Origin of the sequence: Bacillus cereus group sp. MYBK95-2, assembly GCF_051915225.1 — a bacterium.
Lineage (GTDB): Bacteria > Bacillota > Bacilli > Bacillales > Bacillaceae_G > Bacillus_A > Bacillus_A cereus.
In genome coordinates this window covers 13135-30980 of record NZ_JBQAEH010000004.1, presented here as the reverse complement: position 1 = coordinate 30980, position 17846 = coordinate 13135, and the positions used below count along the sequence as shown (strand labels likewise).

Genomic DNA, 17846 nt, shown 5'->3' with positions numbered 1-17846 from the left:
CTATTCCTGCTCTGGGTCACGCAAGTAATACCCTACTCCACGTCTAGTTACAATTAAAGTAGGATGGCTTGGATTATCTTCAATTTTTTCACGCAAACGACGTACTGTAACGTCTACTGTGCGCACATCTCCAAAATAGTCATAACCCCAAACTGTTTGTAATAAATGTTCGCGTGTCATAACTTGTCCTAAATGTTTCGCTAAATAATGTAGCAACTCAAATTCACGATGTGTAAGCTCGATATTTTCCTCACGCTTCGTTACACTATATGCATTTGGATTAATCACAATTGGTCCAATAACCATTTCTGTATTTTCTTCTTTTTCCGCAGCACCACCTTGTTGATGGCGGCGTAAATTCGCCTTCACACGAGCAAGTAATTCCCTCGTACTAAATGGCTTCGTTACATAATCATCTGCCCCAAGCTCGAGCCCTAATACTTTATCAATCTCAGAGTCCTTTGCTGTAAGCATAATAATCGGCATTTCTGAGCTTTTACGTATTTCACGGCAAACCTCTAAGCCATCTTTACCTGGTAGCATAATATCTAATAAAACCATATCTGGTTGCTCTTCATTAGCCTTTTCAATTGCTTCATCACCATCATGCGCCATTACTATTTCAAAACCTTCTTTTTCTAGGTTAAACTTCAAAATATCTGCAATCGGCTTTTCATCATCAACTACTAAAATTTTCTTTCCCATCATCGTCTATTTCCTCCTTATAAAAATATGGTCAATAATCCCTAAACATATTGATGTTTACATAGTATGTCCTATATGACCGCATCCTTTGTTTAAGTATTTTCTCCTCTATTCTCATAGACTCATGTATGATCCACTTTTACACGGCATCCTATACGATCTATAGAAAAACCTCTAGCTTCAACTGCTAGAGGCTCCTCGTTCTATTTTAAAATAACTACTCAGTTTTGTAAAATTACATAAATAAAAAGGATATTAAGTGGGCCCACTTAATATCCTGAGAGTGGCTCGGGACGGAATCGAACCGCCGACACGAGGATTTTCAGTCCTCTGCTCTACCGACTGAGCTACCGAGCCAAAACTATATATAAAACCACTAATGGTGGTATAAACAAAAGTGGCGGTCCCGACCGGGGTCGAACCGGCGATCTCCTGCGTGACAGGCAGGCATGTTAACCACTACACCACGGGACCAAAAATAAGCAAAAAAAAACATGACCCGTACGGGATTCGAACCCGTGTTACCGCCGTGAAAGGGCGGTGTCTTAACCACTTGACCAACGGGCCACGAAAAATAAAATGGTGAGCCATGAAGGACTCGAACCTTCGACCCTCTGATTAAAAGTCAGATGCTCTACCAACTGAGCTAATGGCTCATACTCACCAACGTCATATTTTCGTGACGACAAGATGTATCATAACATGTATTCTGTATTTATTGCAATACTTTTTTTGTTTTTTTATAAAAGAATAAGAAAAAAACTCATGCAGACATGAGTTTTTTTCAAAAAATGTTAATTAAGCTTCGTATACGTTACGTACAATATTTGTTTGGTTACGATCTGGTCCAACTGAGAACATAGATATTTGAATTCCTGTTAACTCAGAAACACGTTCTACGTATTTTCGTGCATTTTCAGGAAGTTCATCTAATGATTTTACACCAGTAATATCTTCTTCCCAACCTGGAAGCTCTTCATATACAGGCTCACATTTCGCTAAAATGTTTAAGTTAGCTGGAACTTCATCAATAACTTCGCCATTGTATTTGTAAGCTACACAAATTTTAAGAGTTGGAATACCTGTTAAAACGTCGATAGAATTTAATGATAGATCCGTTAAACCACTAACACGACGTGCATGTCTTACAACAACGCTATCGAACCAACCTACGCGGCGTGGACGACCAGTTGTCGTTCCATACTCGCGACCAACTTCACGAATTTGATGACCAATTTCATCATGAAGCTCAGTAGGGAATGGACCATCACCAACGCGGCTTGTATATGCTTTACATACACCTACAACGCGAGTAACTTTCGCAGGACCAACTCCAGTTCCAACTGTTACACCACCAGCAATTGGGTTAGAAGATGTAACGAACGGGTACGTACCGTGGTCAATATCAAGCATAACACCTTGCGCACCTTCAAATAATACACGGTGATTATTATCTAATGCATCATTTAATACAACAGACGTATCACATACATATTGCGCGATTTGTTGCCCGTACTCGAAGTACTCTTCGAAAATTTCTTCTACAGTGAAACCTTCTGTATCGTACATTTTTTCAAATAAACGATTTTTTTCTACTAAATTGCGCTCAAGCTTCTCTTTAAATGCTTCACGGTCTAAAAGATCAGCCATACGAATACCAATACGAGCAGCTTTATCCATATATGCAGGACCGATACCTTTTTTCGTTGTACCGATTTTGTTATCACCTTTACTTGCTTCTTCTAACTCATCTTGTTTTAAGTGGTAAGGTAAAATAACATGTGCACGGTTACTTACACGTAAATTATCAGTACTTACACCACGATCGTGTAAGTATTTTAACTCTTCAAGTAATGCTTTTGGATCTACCACTAATCCGTTTCCGATTACACAAATTTTCTCTTTATAGAAAATACCAGATGGAATTAAGTGTAATTTATATTTAACTCCGCCGAAAACAATTGTATGTCCCGCGTTATTTCCACCTTGATATCTTGCAACTACTTCCGCATGCTCAGAAAGAAAATCAGTGATTTTACCTTTTCCTTCGTCGCCCCATTGTGTTCCTACAACTACTACTGAAGACATTATTAAAGCACCTCCGCAATTTTCAAACGATCTATTCAAACAATATAATTGTACCAAAACCGAAAGAGAAGTCAACCGAAAAGCGAACATTTTTTCACAAAAAAACATTTTCGTTCGTAAGAATTATATATTTAACTTATGAAAGCCTTATCTTTCTTATAAAAAAAAAGAAACACATCTTATTATAAGAAATGTGTTTCTTTTTTATACTGCCTTTATGCCGGTGGAGCATGTCCATCCTCAAAACGACGTTCTAAGTTAACGAACTTATTGAACTCTTTGACGAATGCAAGTTCCACTGAACCTACTGGACCGTTACGTTGTTTTGCAATAATAATTTCAATTGTATTTTTGTTTTCCGTTTCTCGATCATAGTAGTCTTCACGATATAGGAAAGCTACAATATCAGCATCCTGCTCAATACTTCCAGATTCACGAATATCAGACATCATCGGGCGTTTATCTTGACGAGATTCTACACCACGAGATAACTGTGATAAAGCAATAACAGGCACTTGCAATTCACGCGCAATCCCTTTTAAGGTACGAGAAATCTCAGATACTTCCTGCTGACGGTTTTCTCCTGATTTCCCACTTCCTTGAATAAGCTGCAAATAGTCAATCAAAATCATACCAAGACCTTGTTCTTGCTTTAATCTACGGCATTTTGCTCGAATCTCATTTACTTTAATACCTGGCGTATCATCAATATATATACCAGCATTTGAGAGACTCCCCATTGCCATTGTTAATTTTGCCCAATCATCGGAAGTTAATGAACCAGTACGAAGTCTTTGTGCATCAATATTCCCTTCTGCACAAAGCATACGCATAACAAGCTGATCAGCACCCATCTCCAAACTAAAAATCGCTACATTTTCATCCGTTTTCGTCGCTACGTTTTGTGCAATATTTAATGAAAATGCCGTTTTCCCTACTGATGGACGTGCTGCCACGATAATTAAATCATTTCGTTGGAAACCTGCTGTCATCTTATCTAATTCAGTAAACCCAGTTGGTATCCCAGTAACTTCACCCTTTTGATTATGCAAAAGTTCAATTTTGTCATAAGCATCTACAAGAACATCTTTAATGTTTTGGAATGCTTTTGCATTCGTTTGATGGGATACTTCTAATATTTTTTTCTCAGCCTCGTTTAAAAGACCATCCACATCATCTTCTCTCTCGTATCCATCCGATACAATATGAGTCGCCGTGCGAATTAAACGACGTAAAAGCGCCTTTTCAGCGATGATGCGTGCGTAATATTCTACGTTAGCTGCAGTTGGCACAACTTCTGCTAACTCTGCTAAGTAAGAAACCCCACCAACCTCTTCTAGTAATCCTTGATCAGCCATTGCTGATGTCATCATTACTAAGTCGATCGGCTCTCCCTTATCAGATAGCCCAAGCATGACTTCAAAAATCTTTTGATGTTTCGTTCGATAGAACGAATCAGGTACCAATAACTCTGATGCTGAAGTTAACGCATCTTGATCAATCAATATGGCCCCTAAAACCGCCTGCTCAGCCTCTATATTATGCGGAGGGGTACGATCAGCAAGTACATCACTCATACGCAATCCTCCTTGCTTAATTTATTTTTATTGTTCACTAACATGAACTTTTACTGTTGCTGTTACTTGTGGATGCAATTTCACAGTAACGTTTGTATAACCTAACGCGCGGATTGCATCGTCCATTTCAAATTTACGTTTATCAAGTTTAATCTTGTGTGATTTTTGCATTGCATCTACGATTTGTTTGCTTGTGATAGAACCAAATAAACGGCCACCTTCTCCAGATTTCGCCTTTAATTCTACAGTTAATTTCTCTAAAGTCTCTTTTAACTCTTTTGCATTTTCAAGCTCTGCTGCTGCATCTTTTTCTTCTTTACGCTTTTGAGCTTCTAAAGTTTTCATACTGCTATTTGTTGCTTCAGCAGCTAATCCTTGTTTTAGTAAGAAGTTGTTTGCATAGCCATCTGGTACGTTTTTTACTTCTCCTTTTTTACCTTTACCTTTTACGTCTTTTAGAAAAATTACTTTCATGATTGTGTGCCTCCCTGTAAATAGTCATCAATAACAAATCGAAGCTTCTCCTCAGCTTCATCTACTGTAACATTTTTCATCTGTGTGGCTGCATTCGTCAAATGCCCGCCACCGCCTAAGTTTTCCATAATTAGCTGCACATTCACTTCACCTAAAGACCTGCTGCTAATTCCAATGAGATTCTCGCCACGTTTCGCAACAACAAATGATGCAATAATCCCTGTCATCGTTAATAACGTGTCTGCCGATTGCGCAATAAGCACTTGATCGTAGTAATCATCACTATCAACTTTAGCAATCGCAATTCCATTTTTATAAATGTACGCATTTTTTATAGCTTTTGCAACCCGTAAATACTGATCCATATCTTCCTTTAAAAGTTCTTGTACAAGTACAGTATCTGCACCATGTGAGCGTAAATAAGAAGCAGCATCAAATGTACGAGCCCCTGTCCGGAATGTGAAACTTTTCGTGTCGACAATAATACCCGCTAACAATGCCGTCGCTTCTAACATTGTCATCTTTAAATTTTTAGGTTGATACTCAAGTAATTCTGTAACCAATTCTGCCGTTGAAGAAGCATATGGTTCCATATAAACTAGCAATGGGTCTTCAATAAAATCTTCTCCACGGCGATGATGATCAATAACTACTACATTTTCAATTTTATGTAACAGTTTTTGCTCCATCACCATAGAAGGTTTATGCGTATCGACAACAACAAGTAACGACTCATCATTTGCAAATTCCATCGCTTGCTCTGGAGTAATAAAATGAGACCATAACTCCTCATTTTGTTTCACTTTGTCCATCAAACGCTTAATTCCTTTATCGGAATCATTTTCATCTAACACAATATATCCTTTACGCTCATTTAATTGAGCCACTTTTAAAATACCAATCGCAGCACCAATTGCGTCCATATCGGGAGCCCTATGCCCCATAATAATGACATTACTACTTTCTAATACTAAATCCTTTAACGCATGCGAAATGACCCTGGCGCGTACACGGGTACGTTTTTCAACCGGATTTGTCTTACCTCCATAGAACTTAACTTTACCTGTCGCTTGTTTAATAGCTACTTGGTCTCCCCCACGCCCAAGCGCAAGATCTAAACCAGATTGAGCCATTGCTCCAAGCTCTGATAAAGGTAAATCACCTGATCCGACACCCACACTTAATGTAAGTGGTATATTCCTTTTAGATGTTTCTTCACGCACCTGATCTAAAATGCTAAATTTCCCTTTCTCCATCTGCGTCAAAATACTTTCATTTAGCACAACGAAGAATCTTTCTGAAGATGCACGTTTTAAATAAGCACCATACTTAAGTGCCCATTCATTTAGTCGCGATGTCACAAGACTTGTTATATTCGTACGTAATTGATCATCTAATCCTTGTGTAACTTCATCATAATTATCCAAATAGATGACAGCTAAAACAGTCCTTTGATCCTCGTACATCTTTTCGATTTCTGTTTGTTCCGTTACATCAAAGAAATAAATTAACTTTTCTTCTTTCCTTACAAAAACGCGAAACTTTCGATTATTTAAAGAGACTATATCATCAGAAGTTTCTCCTTTAATGAAAAGAAGTAATGTTTCTGATACATCGTAAAGGTGCCACCCAGCTAATGCGTGCTGTCCCAGACATGAAGATAAATAAGGATTTGCCCAATCAATCCCATAATCCTTATTGTATAACAAAATACCAATCGGCATTTGGTTAAATGCTTCATTACTTACTTTCTTTACTCTTGTAATCATATCTGTCGTATGCTTTTCGAAATTCCTTTGAAAATTAAGTTCAAATCGTATAACGATAAAGAATACGATACAAAAAATGACAAAAGCAGCTATACCCATAATTAAATGAAAATAACAGAGAATTGAAATGAGCACAAACACAAAAAATGCCAATACATAAACAGGATATAAAAACCACTGTTTCTTATCAAATTCAGGCATGTATACAACTCCTATAAAGTAAAACTAACTTACCTTCCAGTTAGTTAAACAGATTAAAATAGTATAAGGAATATTATTTTATCCCCCTATTTTAGAACGCAATGAAATCCCTAAGTCAATTATACCTAAGATTGTCACAAGAGGAAACAGCATCGGAATAAACATGCATGCAATAAAACTAATAATAGGAACCCCTTTAGTAAAACCTTTTCTATACGCTAAAAAGGCGATAAATGTCAGACCTTGCAGTACAAGCAATAGTGCAAATATGACATTTAGGTTAGAAAATACCATATGTAAATATGATGTTGGTTCTACTTTTATAAAAGTTGCTAACAAAATAAATATAACGTAATACCAAATGATACTCTTTGGTAATTGTATATCTTTAAATTTAGGCCAAGATATAACTTCATGTTTTAACTTTTTCAAAACACTACCTGATATTATCACTGTAATCCAAGAAAAACATACTGAAACTAGCACAAGTATACTTGGAAGTAACGATTGTAATATATCATTCATTTGTGCAAGTAGCTCTTTTTGTTCCTTACTAATCGGCATACCTGTAGCACTTACTATCTTTTCGCTTTTCGCCATACTTTCACTAAACATACTTTGCATTTGCTTCATTATATCTATGTTGAAAAACTTTATACTCGCAACATAAATAAGTACAAAACCAATTAAGTATGCAAGCGTCCCCGCTATTAAGATTTCAACTGGCTTTTTTCTTGTTTTATACATATATCCTAAAACAATCCCTATCAATCCAAACATAATTGTCTTCACTAAATTCAGCGGTTGACTCACAATAATAGTAACAAAAAGTGCTGCTACAAAAACCACGAGCACATTAGATAGTTTATGTCTTATCATTAATAGTATAAATGGTAACGGCAACGCAAAAGTTACAACTGTACCCAAAATCGGAACATACATAGATATAAGCAATACAATTGCATATATAGCTAATAATGCTGCACCTTCTGTAATAAACTTTGTTTGTTTCACATTTTAACCTCTCTTTCAAAAAGAAAAGCATAGCAAAATGCACAGTAGAGTCCGACTCTACTGTGCATTTCATACGCTATTATTCACCAACATATGGTAAAAGTGCCATTTGACGAGCACGTTTAATTGCAACTGTAAGTTTGCGTTGGTATTTTGCGCTTGTTCCTGTTACACGACGAGGTAAAATTTTACCACGCTCAGAAACGAAACGTTTTAATAAATCAACATCTTTATAGTCAATGCGAGTGATGCCGTTAGCTGTGAAGAAACACACCTTACGACGTTTCGCACGTCCACCTTTGCGTCCTGCCATGTCTATTTCCCTCCATTCTTTGTTAAAACTAACAAATTTACTGTATTAGAACGGTAAATCGTCGTCGGAAATGTCGATCGGTTGACCTACATTTGAAAATGGATCGTCATTCTTCGTAAATCCAGAGTTACCTTGGTTACCTGAATTACTAGATTGACCAAATGGGTTAGAGCCTTGGTTACCGAAACCAGCTCCTGATGGTTGCTGATTAAATGAACCACGTTGCTCCCCACCGCCATTACGCGGCTCTAAAAATTGCACGCTTTCCGCAAGAACTTCTGTTACGTATACACGTTTACCATCTTGTCCCTCGTAATTACGAGTTTGAAGACGTCCATCTACGCCTGCTAAGCTACCTTTTTTCAAATAATTTGCTACGTTTTCTGCTTGTTTACGCCATATTACACAATTAATAAAGTCAGCTTCACGCTCACCTTGCTGATTGGCAAATGCGCGATTCACAGCTAACGTAAAAGTAGCTACTGCGACACCATTGGGCGTGTAACGTAAGTCAGGGTCCTTAGTTAAACGACCAACGAGGATAACACGATTCATCAATCGAACCACTCTCCCTTATATATCAATTATTTTTCTTCTTCTTTAACAACGATATGACGAAGGATGTCTTCGTTGATCTTAGCTAAACGGTCGAATTCGTTAATCGCTTCTGCGTTAGATTTCACGTTTAAGATCATGTAGAAACCTTCACGTAAGTCGTTGATTTCGTAAGCTAAACGACGCTTACCCCACTCTTTCGTGTTAATGATTTCTGCACCATTGTTTGTTAAAACACCTGCAAAACGTTCAACTAAAGCTTTTTGAGCTTCTTCTTCAACGCCAGGACGAATGATGTACATAATTTCGTACTTTCTCATTACACTTTCACCTCCTTTTGGTCTAAACGGCCCGTAATGGGCAAGGAGCAATTAATTTATAGTAATTACTCACGAGTTTAGATTATATCATAGTAAGTTATATGAATCAACTCACCAATACATAAAAAACTTGGCAAACATATAATATATTTGCCAAGTTCATATCTTTATTTTTCCTAGGAAATATTAAATTAAACGTTAAAACGGAAGTGCATAACATCTCCGTCTTTTACGATATATTCTTTTCCTTCTAAACGTACTTTTCCAGCTTCTTTTGCAGCTGTCATAGAACCGTTTGTCATTAAATCATCGTAAGAAACTGTTTCTGCACGAATAAATCCACGCTCAAAGTCTGTATGAATAACACCAGCACATTGTGGTGCCTTCATTCCTTGTTTAAATGTCCAAGCACGTACTTCTTGAACGCCAGCTGTAAAGTACGTAGCAAGTCCTAATAGGTCATATGCTGCACGAATTAATTGATCTAAACCAGACTCTTCAATTCCTAATTCTTCAAGGAATACTTTTTTCTCTTCTTCGTCTAATTCAGCGATTTCTGATTCGATTTTTGCACATACAACGATTACTTGAGAATTTTCATTTGCTGCAAATTCTTTTACCATTTGTACGTATTTATTTTCCGAAGGATCGATAATATCGTCTTCACTTACATTCGCTACGTATAACATTTCTTTTGTTGTAAGTAAATGAAGGCCTTTAACAATCTTCATCTGCTCTTCTGTAAATTCAACAGTACGAGCTGGTTTTCCCTCTTCAAAAGCTTCTTTTAAACGAACTAAAATTTCATGCTCATATACCGCTTCTTTATCTTTTTGTCTTGCTAATTTCGCAACACGCTCGATACGCTTATCAACAGACTCTAAGTCCGCTAAAATTAGCTCTAAATTGATTGTTTCAATATCATCAATTGGATCTACTTTCCCTGAAACGTGCGTAATATTTTCGTCTTCAAAACAACGAACAACTTGGCAAATTGCATCTACTTGACGAATGTGAGATAAGAATTTATTTCCTAAACCTTCACCTTTACTAGCACCTTTTACGATACCTGCAATATCAGTAAACTCGAATACAGTCGGAACAGTCTTTTTCGGTTCTACTAATTCCGTTAATTTATTTAAACGCTCATCTGGTACTTCTACAATCCCTACGTTTGGATCAATTGTACAGAATGGATAGTTCGCAGATTCTGCTCCTGCTTGTGTAATTGCATTAAATAAAGTGGACTTCCCTACGTTAGGTAATCCAACAATCCCAGCCGTTAATCCCATATTTTTCACTCCTATGTCTCAATCTTTCATCATTATAGATAGTAACGAAAAAAATGACAAGTTTCCGCCAAACGAAAAAAAGTAACAGTTACCTACTGTAACTGTTACTCTTCCTCTATTCTTCGTGCTTCACAAGTATTTTTTTCACCTTACGATCAAACTCTCTTCGAGGAATCATTACTGAATGGTCACACCCCTCGCACTTAATGCGGATATCCATTCCCATACGAATAATTTTCCAACGATTCTCGCCACATGGATGGGCTTTCTTCATTTCCACAACATCATACAAGTTATATTCCTTTTGCTCCATTCTCCAAACTCCTCTCCATACTAAATTGCTTTTCCACTAACTAATTCTTCACGATTATATAAAACCATACGTGGATATGGAATTTCAATTCCATGTAAATCAAGACGATTTTTAATCTCTTTACGAAGTGCCCTTGCAATAACTGCATGTTGCATCGGTTCTACTTCAGCAATAACACGTAATATAACTTCTGATGCAGCTAATGTTTGCACACCTAATAATTGAGGCGTTGTTACCATTTTTTCGTACTTTGAAGGTAATTCTACTAATAAATCTTCAATAACTTGCTCTGCTTTCGCAATATCAGCCTCATATGAAATAGATACATCAACAAACGCTACACTATTACTAACTGAGTAGTTAGTAACTTGAATAATACTTCCATTTGGTAAAGTATGAATTTCACCTGTCCAACTCTTTACTTTCGTTGTACGAAGTCCAATTTCTAAAACGACTCCTTCAAATTGACCGATTTTAACATAATCGCCAACTGAAAACTGATCTTCTAACAAAATAAATAAACCTGTAATAACGTCTTTCACTAAACTTTGAGCACCAAATCCGACTGCTAAACCAATTACCCCAGCACCCGCTAATAAACCTGATGCATTAATATCAAATACACCTAAAATCGCAATTAGCATAATGAACATAACAACGTACGCTACAATATTTTCAAGTAATTTCGCTACTGTAACTGTACGACGTTCTGAAATTTGAATTGGAGAACGACTCCCCATACGAAACGCATTTCGTACAACCGCCCTTGCAATTCGCACAACAACTGCACCAATTGTTAAAATAATACATATTTTTAATGTCGCAACTCCAATATGAGCCCAACGATCAGCATCTAATAAATACTGTTTCATAGAATTAAACCACTTCGCTAATAAATCCATGTACCTCTACCTCTCTAGCTAAAATTTCTTTTTAGTTACCCTTATTATTGTATCAGAAGTCCCCTAATTGCTGAAAAAATTTTATGATTTTAATCCTATTTTATCCCCGACATCCAGGTATAAAATGGAACGAATATATATATACTAGTACTATTATTTCCGTTTTCATTCACATTTTGCAAAAATTACGCACTTATAACTTTCCATTTTCCTCACCATATAACATATATTGAAAATTTATTAAAAGGATGGGTGCTTCATGAATATTGGAAGTTTTCGCTTACCATTTTTTGAGAAAGAAACTCAAAACGTTATGCACCAAGATCTAGAAGCCTCTGAAATAATCAGTAATTTCTTACTTACCCATATTCCTATTAAAACTAATATACCACTCATTCTCGTTTGTATCGGCACAGATCGCTCTACAGGTGACGCACTCGGCCCATTAGTTGGTACAAAACTTGAACAAATAGACATCCAAAACCTCCAAGTATTCGGTACACTAGATGAGCCAGTACATGCGCTAAATTTAGAAGAGAAAATTCAGAATATACAGAAAGAATATCCTACTGCATTTATAATTGCTGTTGATGCATGTTTAGGAAAGTCCCAAAATATCGGATCAATCACTACTGGAAAGGGACCTAGTAAACCTGGAGCTGCTATGAATAAGAAATTACCTGCAGTTGGTGATTTGCACATACACGGTATCGTCAATCTAAATGGGTTTATGGAGTTTTTCGTTCTTCAAAATACAAGATTAAGTTTAGTCATGAAAATGGCTGATGTAATCGCAAAAAGTATAAAAGAGACGGATCAAAAATTATCCGCATTAAAAAAAGCAAACCATCTATAAATAATAAGATGGTTTGCTTTTTAATTTTTCTGTGCTAATAGTTCTAAAATACGATTTAAATCTTCTTTATTAAAAAATTCAATTTCGATTTTACCTTTTTCTTTTTTCGTCTCTTTAATTTTCACATCTGTGCCAAACTTTTCTCTTAAGAACGTTTCACGTTCTACGAAAAATATATTTCGCTCTTTTTTCACTTTTTTTGTTTCACGTGAAACGTGTTGATTAATCTCTTGGACGATTTTCTCTAATTGACGAACATTTAATCCTTCTTTTTCAATGCGTTTCAATAAGGACTTCAATTGTTCTTCATCTTTTATCGTAAGTAAAGTTCTCCCATGAGCCATTGAAAGTTGACCATTTGCAATCATATCTTGTACGAAAGAAGGTAGGCTTAATAACCGAGTATAATTTGCAATGTAAGGTCTGCTTTTACCAAGACGTTTCGCTAATTGTTCTTGCGTTACATTTAGCTCATTCATTAACATCTGGTATGCCATTGCCTCTTCCATAGGATTTAAATCTTCTCGTTGTAAGTTTTCTAACAAAGCAAATTCCATCATTTGCTGTTCAGTTAATTGTCTTACAACCGCAGGTACTTTTTCTAAACCAGCCTCTTTTGCAGCACGAAATCGTCTTTCACCTGCAACAATTTCATATCCTTTAATACTCTTCCTAGCAATTAATGGTTGTAGAATACCGTGTTCCTTAATCGAAATTGCTAATTCCTGAATCGCCTCTTTATTAAAGTGTTTACGCGGTTGATATGGATTCGGCCTTAATTCAGTTACAAGAATCTCCTGAATTGTTTCCTCTTCTTTCACATCTAAATCAGGAAAAAACACATTAATTCCTCTTCCTAATCCTTTAGCCACCTGCAATCACTTCCTCTGCTAAATCTATATACACTTCTGCTCCTCTTGATTTAGCGTCATACTGCATAATAGGTTTCCCATGACTTGGAGCCTCGCTCAAGCGTACATTACGCGGAATAATCGAGCGATATACTTTATCCCTAAAATACTTTTTCACTTCATCTATAACTTGAATCCCTAAATTTGTACGGGCATCCAACATTGTTAACAATACACCTTGAATTGCTAAATTTTTATTTAAATGTTTTTGTACAAGTCGAACTGTATTTAATAGCTGACTTAACCCTTCTAGTGCGTAATATTCACACTGTACAGGAATAATAACAGAATCTGCTGCTGTTAATGCATTAATCGTTAATAACCCTAAAGATGGGGGACAGTCGATAATAATATAGTCATATTCATCACGAACTGGCTGTAATGCTCTTTGCAAACGTACTTCCCGGGAAATAGTCGGTACCAATTCAATTTCAGCACCAGCCAATTGAATTGTAGCGGGTAGAACATCTAAGTTTTCAGTTGCGGTTTTCTGTATAACCCCTTGAACATCTGCATCTTCCACAAGAACGTTGTAAATACATTGATCTAATTCAGATTTTTCAATTCCCACACCAGTCGTTGCATTTCCTTGAGCATCAATATCTACAAGAAGGACTTTTTTACCTACTTGCGCCAATCCAGCCCCTAAATTAACAGATGTTGTTGTTTTTCCAACACCGCCTTTTTGATTAGCAATAGCAATGATTTTTCCCATGATGTCACCTACTTTCAACCTTTCTATCTTATTCTAGTAACAATTACGTTTATTGTAACATGAAATAAAACTTTTTCTTTTACGTCCTTTATTAAACTTCAAAATTTATTTCTAAACTCCTTCTTCATTTAACAAGAAAATATAGTAAAAGAGACCTCTCCAATAGGATAAGGTCTCTAGCACGTCATTATTATTTTTTCTTTGGAATTTTAATTGTAATTTGATAGTACTCATCAAATTCTTCTTCCTCAGAATTAACATTCAAACCACTTTCAGTAACCATTTGTAAAGATTGTCTAATTGTATTCATAGCAATCCTCGTATCTCGACTTACTGCTTTTTGCTTTGCCTTACGCTTCGGTTTCGCTTCCTCTAGTAACTTCGCAATTCGTTCTTCTGTTTGCTTTACATTTAGTTGTTTCTCAACAATTTCCTGTAAAACCTTCAGTTGTAATTCCTCATTTTTTAAAGGAATGAGAGCGCGGGCATGACGTTCTGTAATGCTTTTTTCTAATAATGCACTTTTTATTTCTTCAGGCAACTTTAACAAGCGCAACTTATTTGCGATTGTAGATTGTCCTTTTCCAAGTCGTTGTGCCAATGCTTCTTGTGTTAAATTATGTAACTCAATCAGCTTTTGATATGCCACAGCTTCCTCGATTGCCGTTAGTTCCTCACGTTGCAAGTTTTCAATTAAAGCTACAGAAGCTGTCTCTGTATCATTTAAATTCTTTATAATTGCAGGAACCTTTTCCCAACCTAACTTTGTTGCCGCGCGAAAACGTCTTTCTCCAGCAATAATCTCGTACTTATCATCCTCATATTGCCTTACAACAATCGGTTGAATAAGTCCATGTGTACGAATTGTTAATGCTAGCTCATCAATACGCGCATCATCAAAAACTGTTCTTGGTTGATAACGGTTAGGGGTAATATTTACTATCGGAATTTCTTGTATTTCTTCATATACCTTTTTATCTATCTCTTCATGGCTTTCGTCTTGTAATTCGAATTCGCTCTCTTTATCTCCAAAGCCAAATAAACGAGAAAACGTATTTTTCATACATATTCCACCACCTTTTAGGCCTATTGACTATTCTCCATAAAATGTTTCCTATGAAACATTTACGTTTTCATTTATATAATTTAATCTTACGTCTAATAAGATTTATTTTTCAATAGGTAATTTATTGGGTGTTCCCGGTTTGCGTGGATATTTCTTTGGTGTCTTGCGCTTTTTCTCGATTAATAAAATATTACGTTCACTCTCTTCAAATGGTAATTGGAAAGTAGACATCTCTTTCAACTCTCCGCCTAGCACCTCTAAAGCATACTTGCCATTTTCAATTTCTTCGTTTGCTGCTGCACCTTTCATTGCAATGAATGTTCCTCCAACTTTTACAAGTGGTAAACATAGCTCACTTAATACAGAAAGACGCGCAACTGCACGTGCCATTACAATATCGTATGATTCACGTACACCTTCTTTTTTCCCAAATGTTTCTGCACGATCGTGACAAAATGCAACATCACTTAATTCTAACTTTTGGGCTAAGTGATTTAAGAAATTAATACGTTTTTGCAATGAATCTACAATTGTTACTTTTAAGTGCGGGAAACAGATTTTTAAAGGAATACTTGGGAATCCAGCCCCTGCACCAACATCACAAATTGAGAATGGTTTTGAAAAATCATAATAAAAAGCAGCTGTAATGGAATCAAAAAAGTGTTTTAAATATACTTCTTCTTTTTCTGTAATAGCCGTTAAGTTCATTTTTTCATTCCACTCTACTAATGTTTCAAAGTAGATTTTGAACTGCTCTAACTGTCTAGAAGAGAGGGTGATTCCCTTCTCTTCTAGCATAGATTGAAATTGTTCTATGTTCATCTAGCAATATCTCCTTACTATTTATTGGTTCGATACGCGTGCAATTTTTCCTTGTTCTATATACACAAGTAAAATGGAAATATCCGCTGGATTTACGCCAGAAATACGTGAAGCCTGCCCCATTGAAAGTGGACGAACATCTTTCAATTTCTGTCTAGCTTCTGAAGCAAGGCTAGAAATCGCATCATAATCAATATCTACAGGGATTTTTTTACTCTCCATTTTCTTCATACGCTCTACTTGCTGTAAAGATTTTTCAATATACCCTTCATACTTAATCTGAATTTCAACTTGTTCTTTAACTTCATCACTTAATTCTACTTCACTTGGTACTAAAAGATGAATATGCTCATATGTCATCTCTGGACGACGTAATAAGTCACTTGCACGTATTCCATCTTTCAATTCACTTCCGCCAATATTGCGAATTAATTCTTGAACTTCAGGACGTGGTTTAATAATAATGCTGCTTAAACGTTCCTTTTCCTGTTCAATTTGTAATTTTTTATTTGTAAATCGCTCATAGCGCTCTTCTTTAATTAATCCAATTTCACGACCAACTTCAGTTAAACGAAGATCAGCATTATCGTGGCGTAATAATAGACGGTATTCTGCACGAGACGTTAATAAACGATATGGTTCATTTGTACCTTTCGTTACAAGATCATCAATTAAGACGCCAATATAAGCATCCTCGCGACCTAAAACAACTTCTTTTTTACCTAAAGAACGGCATGCTGCATTAATTCCAGCCATAAGCCCTTGTCCTGCCGCCTCTTCGTAACCAGAAGTTCCATTAATTTGTCCTGCTGTATATAAATTTTTAATCTTTTTCGTTTCAAGTGTTGGCCATAGTTGTGTTGGCACAATTGCATCATATTCAATTGCATAACCTGTACGCATCATTTCAACATTTTCTAGGCCTGGAATTGTTCTAAGCATGTCACGTTGTACATCTTCTGGTAAGCTTGTGGATAAACCTTGTACATATACTTCTTGTGTATTACGCCCTTCTGGCTCTAAGAAAATTTGATGGCGTGGTTTATCATTAAATCTTACTACTTTGTCTTCAATAGAAGGACAGTATCTAGGGCCTGTTCCTTTAATCATACCAGAATACATAGCTGAACGATGTAAATTTTCATCTATTAAACGGTGTGTTTCTGTACTTGTATATGTCAACCAACATGGAATTTGATCCATAATAAATTTCGTTGTTTCAAAAGAGAACGCACGTGGCTTATCATCACCTGGTTGAATTTCTGTTTTACTGTAGTCAATTGTATTACTGTTTACACGCGGAGGTGTCCCTGTTTTAAATCTAACAAGATCAAATCCAAGTTCCTCTAAATGCTCAGATAATGTAATAGACGGTTGCTGATTATTTGGACCGCTTGAATATTTTAAGTCGCCCATGATAATCTCGCCGCGTAAAAATGTTCCAGTTGTAATTACAACGGTTTTTGCTGTATATTCTGCACCAGCTTGTGTAACTACCCCTTTACATACACCTTCTTCAACGATTAAACGCTCTACCATTCCTTGGAACAACGTTAAGTTTGGTGTTTCTTCAATTGTTTTCTTTAATTCATGTTGGTAAGCGAATTTATCAGCTTGCGCTCGAAGTGCACGTACGGCTGGTCCCTTACCTGTATTTAGCATACGCATTTGAATATGAGTTTTATCAATATTACGTCCCATTTCTCCGCCTAATGCATCAATTTCACGAACAACAATCCCTTTTGCTGGTCCACCAACAGAAGGGTTACATGGCATGAATGCTACCATATCCAAGTTAATTGTTAACATTAATGTTTTTGAGCCCATTCGTGCTGCCGCAAGACCAGCTTCACATCCTGCATGACCTGCACCGATTACTATGACATCGTATGAACCGGCATTGTATCCCATTGTTTATTCCTCCTAATAATCTCTATCTTTCTACAACTTCAC

At 36.4% G+C, this 17846-nt stretch carries 18 protein-coding genes and 4 tRNA genes; 1 reads left to right on the top strand and 21 read right to left on the bottom strand.

Going from position 1 to position 17846, the window contains the following annotated elements:
- From walR to ACTFN4_RS14715, 16 genes are all read right to left on the bottom strand, one after another.
- Window positions 1–708, bottom strand: coding sequence for a cell wall metabolism DNA-binding response regulator WalR (gene walR / locus ACTFN4_RS14790; RefSeq protein ID WP_000971865.1), 708 nt, complete (start codon window positions 706–708; stop codon window positions 1–3).
- Between the two features lie 281 nt (window positions 709–989).
- Window positions 990–1062 (bottom strand) — tRNA-Phe (locus ACTFN4_RS14785).
- 41 nt (window positions 1063–1103) lie between these two features.
- Window positions 1104–1179: transfer RNA gene (locus ACTFN4_RS14780), tRNA-Asp, on the bottom strand.
- A 21-nt stretch (window positions 1180–1200) separates the two neighbouring features.
- Window positions 1201–1272 (bottom strand) — tRNA-Glu (locus ACTFN4_RS14775).
- 13 nt (window positions 1273–1285) lie between these two features.
- Window positions 1286–1361: transfer RNA gene (locus ACTFN4_RS14770), tRNA-Lys, on the bottom strand.
- 142 nt (window positions 1362–1503) lie between these two features.
- Entirely contained in the window at window positions 1504–2793 is a 1290-nt protein-coding gene (locus ACTFN4_RS14765; RefSeq protein WP_000100238.1) for an adenylosuccinate synthase, read from the bottom strand.
- 215 nt (window positions 2794–3008) lie between these two features.
- Window positions 3009–4370, bottom strand: coding sequence for a replicative DNA helicase (gene dnaB, locus ACTFN4_RS14760; RefSeq protein ID WP_001286148.1), 1362 nt, complete (start codon window positions 4368–4370; stop codon window positions 3009–3011).
- A gap of 27 nt (window positions 4371–4397) precedes the next feature.
- Window positions 4398–4844: a 50S ribosomal protein L9 gene (gene rplI / locus ACTFN4_RS14755; protein WP_000864228.1), complete on the bottom strand. Its 447-nt coding sequence runs from the start codon at window positions 4842–4844 to the stop codon at window positions 4398–4400.
- The gene (locus ACTFN4_RS14750) at window positions 4841–6814 is read right to left on the bottom strand and encodes a DHH family phosphoesterase (RefSeq protein WP_001113785.1); all 1974 of its coding nucleotides are present in this window, start codon (window positions 6812–6814) and stop codon (window positions 4841–4843) included. Before ACTFN4_RS14750 ends, rplI begins: the two co-directional genes overlap by 4 nt.
- A 78-nt stretch (window positions 6815–6892) precedes the next feature.
- Complete coding sequence (locus ACTFN4_RS14745; protein ID WP_439962495.1) at window positions 6893–7828, bottom strand: YybS family protein; 936 nt, start codon at window positions 7826–7828, stop codon at window positions 6893–6895.
- A gap of 79 nt (window positions 7829–7907) precedes the next feature.
- Entirely contained in the window at window positions 7908–8141 is a 234-nt protein-coding gene (rpsR, locus tag ACTFN4_RS14740; RefSeq protein WP_000918873.1) for a 30S ribosomal protein S18, read from the bottom strand.
- A gap of 45 nt (window positions 8142–8186) precedes the next feature.
- Entirely contained in the window at window positions 8187–8699 is a 513-nt protein-coding gene (gene ssb / locus ACTFN4_RS14735) for a single-stranded DNA-binding protein (RefSeq protein WP_000981966.1), read from the bottom strand.
- A gap of 26 nt (window positions 8700–8725) precedes the next feature.
- Complete coding sequence (gene rpsF / locus ACTFN4_RS14730) at window positions 8726–9016, bottom strand: 30S ribosomal protein S6 (protein WP_001233778.1); 291 nt, start codon at window positions 9014–9016, stop codon at window positions 8726–8728.
- A 191-nt stretch (window positions 9017–9207) separates the two neighbouring features.
- Window positions 9208–10308, bottom strand: a complete 1101-nt coding sequence (gene ychF / locus ACTFN4_RS14725; protein WP_000524657.1) for a redox-regulated ATPase YchF — start codon at window positions 10306–10308, stop codon at window positions 9208–9210.
- A 115-nt stretch (window positions 10309–10423) separates the two neighbouring features.
- Entirely contained in the window at window positions 10424–10621 is a 198-nt protein-coding gene (locus ACTFN4_RS14720; protein ID WP_000435485.1) for a DUF951 domain-containing protein, read from the bottom strand.
- Between the two features lie 20 nt (window positions 10622–10641).
- On the bottom strand, window positions 10642–11523 hold the full coding sequence (locus ACTFN4_RS14715; RefSeq protein WP_000364814.1) for a mechanosensitive ion channel family protein: 882 nt from the start codon (window positions 11521–11523) through the stop codon (window positions 10642–10644).
- Between the two features lie 259 nt (window positions 11524–11782).
- Between ACTFN4_RS14715 and yyaC the strand changes: the two genes are divergently transcribed.
- Window positions 11783–12379, top strand: a complete 597-nt coding sequence (yyaC, locus tag ACTFN4_RS14710; RefSeq protein WP_001020714.1) for a spore protease YyaC — start codon at window positions 11783–11785, stop codon at window positions 12377–12379.
- A gap of 20 nt (window positions 12380–12399) precedes the next feature.
- Here the strand turns inward: yyaC and spo0J are convergent, their stop codons facing one another.
- The 5 genes from spo0J to mnmG form a co-directional block, all read right to left on the bottom strand.
- Entirely contained in the window at window positions 12400–13251 is an 852-nt protein-coding gene (gene spo0J / locus ACTFN4_RS14705) for a stage 0 sporulation protein Spo0J (protein WP_001051832.1), read from the bottom strand.
- Window positions 13244–14005, bottom strand: coding sequence for a sporulation initiation inhibitor protein Soj (soj, locus tag ACTFN4_RS14700; RefSeq protein WP_000516114.1), 762 nt, complete (start codon window positions 14003–14005; stop codon window positions 13244–13246). Before soj ends, spo0J begins: the two co-directional genes overlap by 8 nt.
- A gap of 190 nt (window positions 14006–14195) precedes the next feature.
- Entirely contained in the window at window positions 14196–15068 is an 873-nt protein-coding gene (gene noc / locus ACTFN4_RS14695) for a nucleoid occlusion protein (protein ID WP_000799016.1), read from the bottom strand.
- Between the two features lie 105 nt (window positions 15069–15173).
- On the bottom strand, window positions 15174–15893 hold the full coding sequence (gene rsmG, locus ACTFN4_RS14690) for a 16S rRNA (guanine(527)-N(7))-methyltransferase RsmG (protein ID WP_001019628.1): 720 nt from the start codon (window positions 15891–15893) through the stop codon (window positions 15174–15176).
- Between the two features lie 21 nt (window positions 15894–15914).
- Complete coding sequence (mnmG, locus tag ACTFN4_RS14685) at window positions 15915–17804, bottom strand: tRNA uridine-5-carboxymethylaminomethyl(34) synthesis enzyme MnmG (RefSeq protein WP_000541031.1); 1890 nt, start codon at window positions 17802–17804, stop codon at window positions 15915–15917.
- Window positions 17805–17846 lie beyond the last annotated feature (42 nt).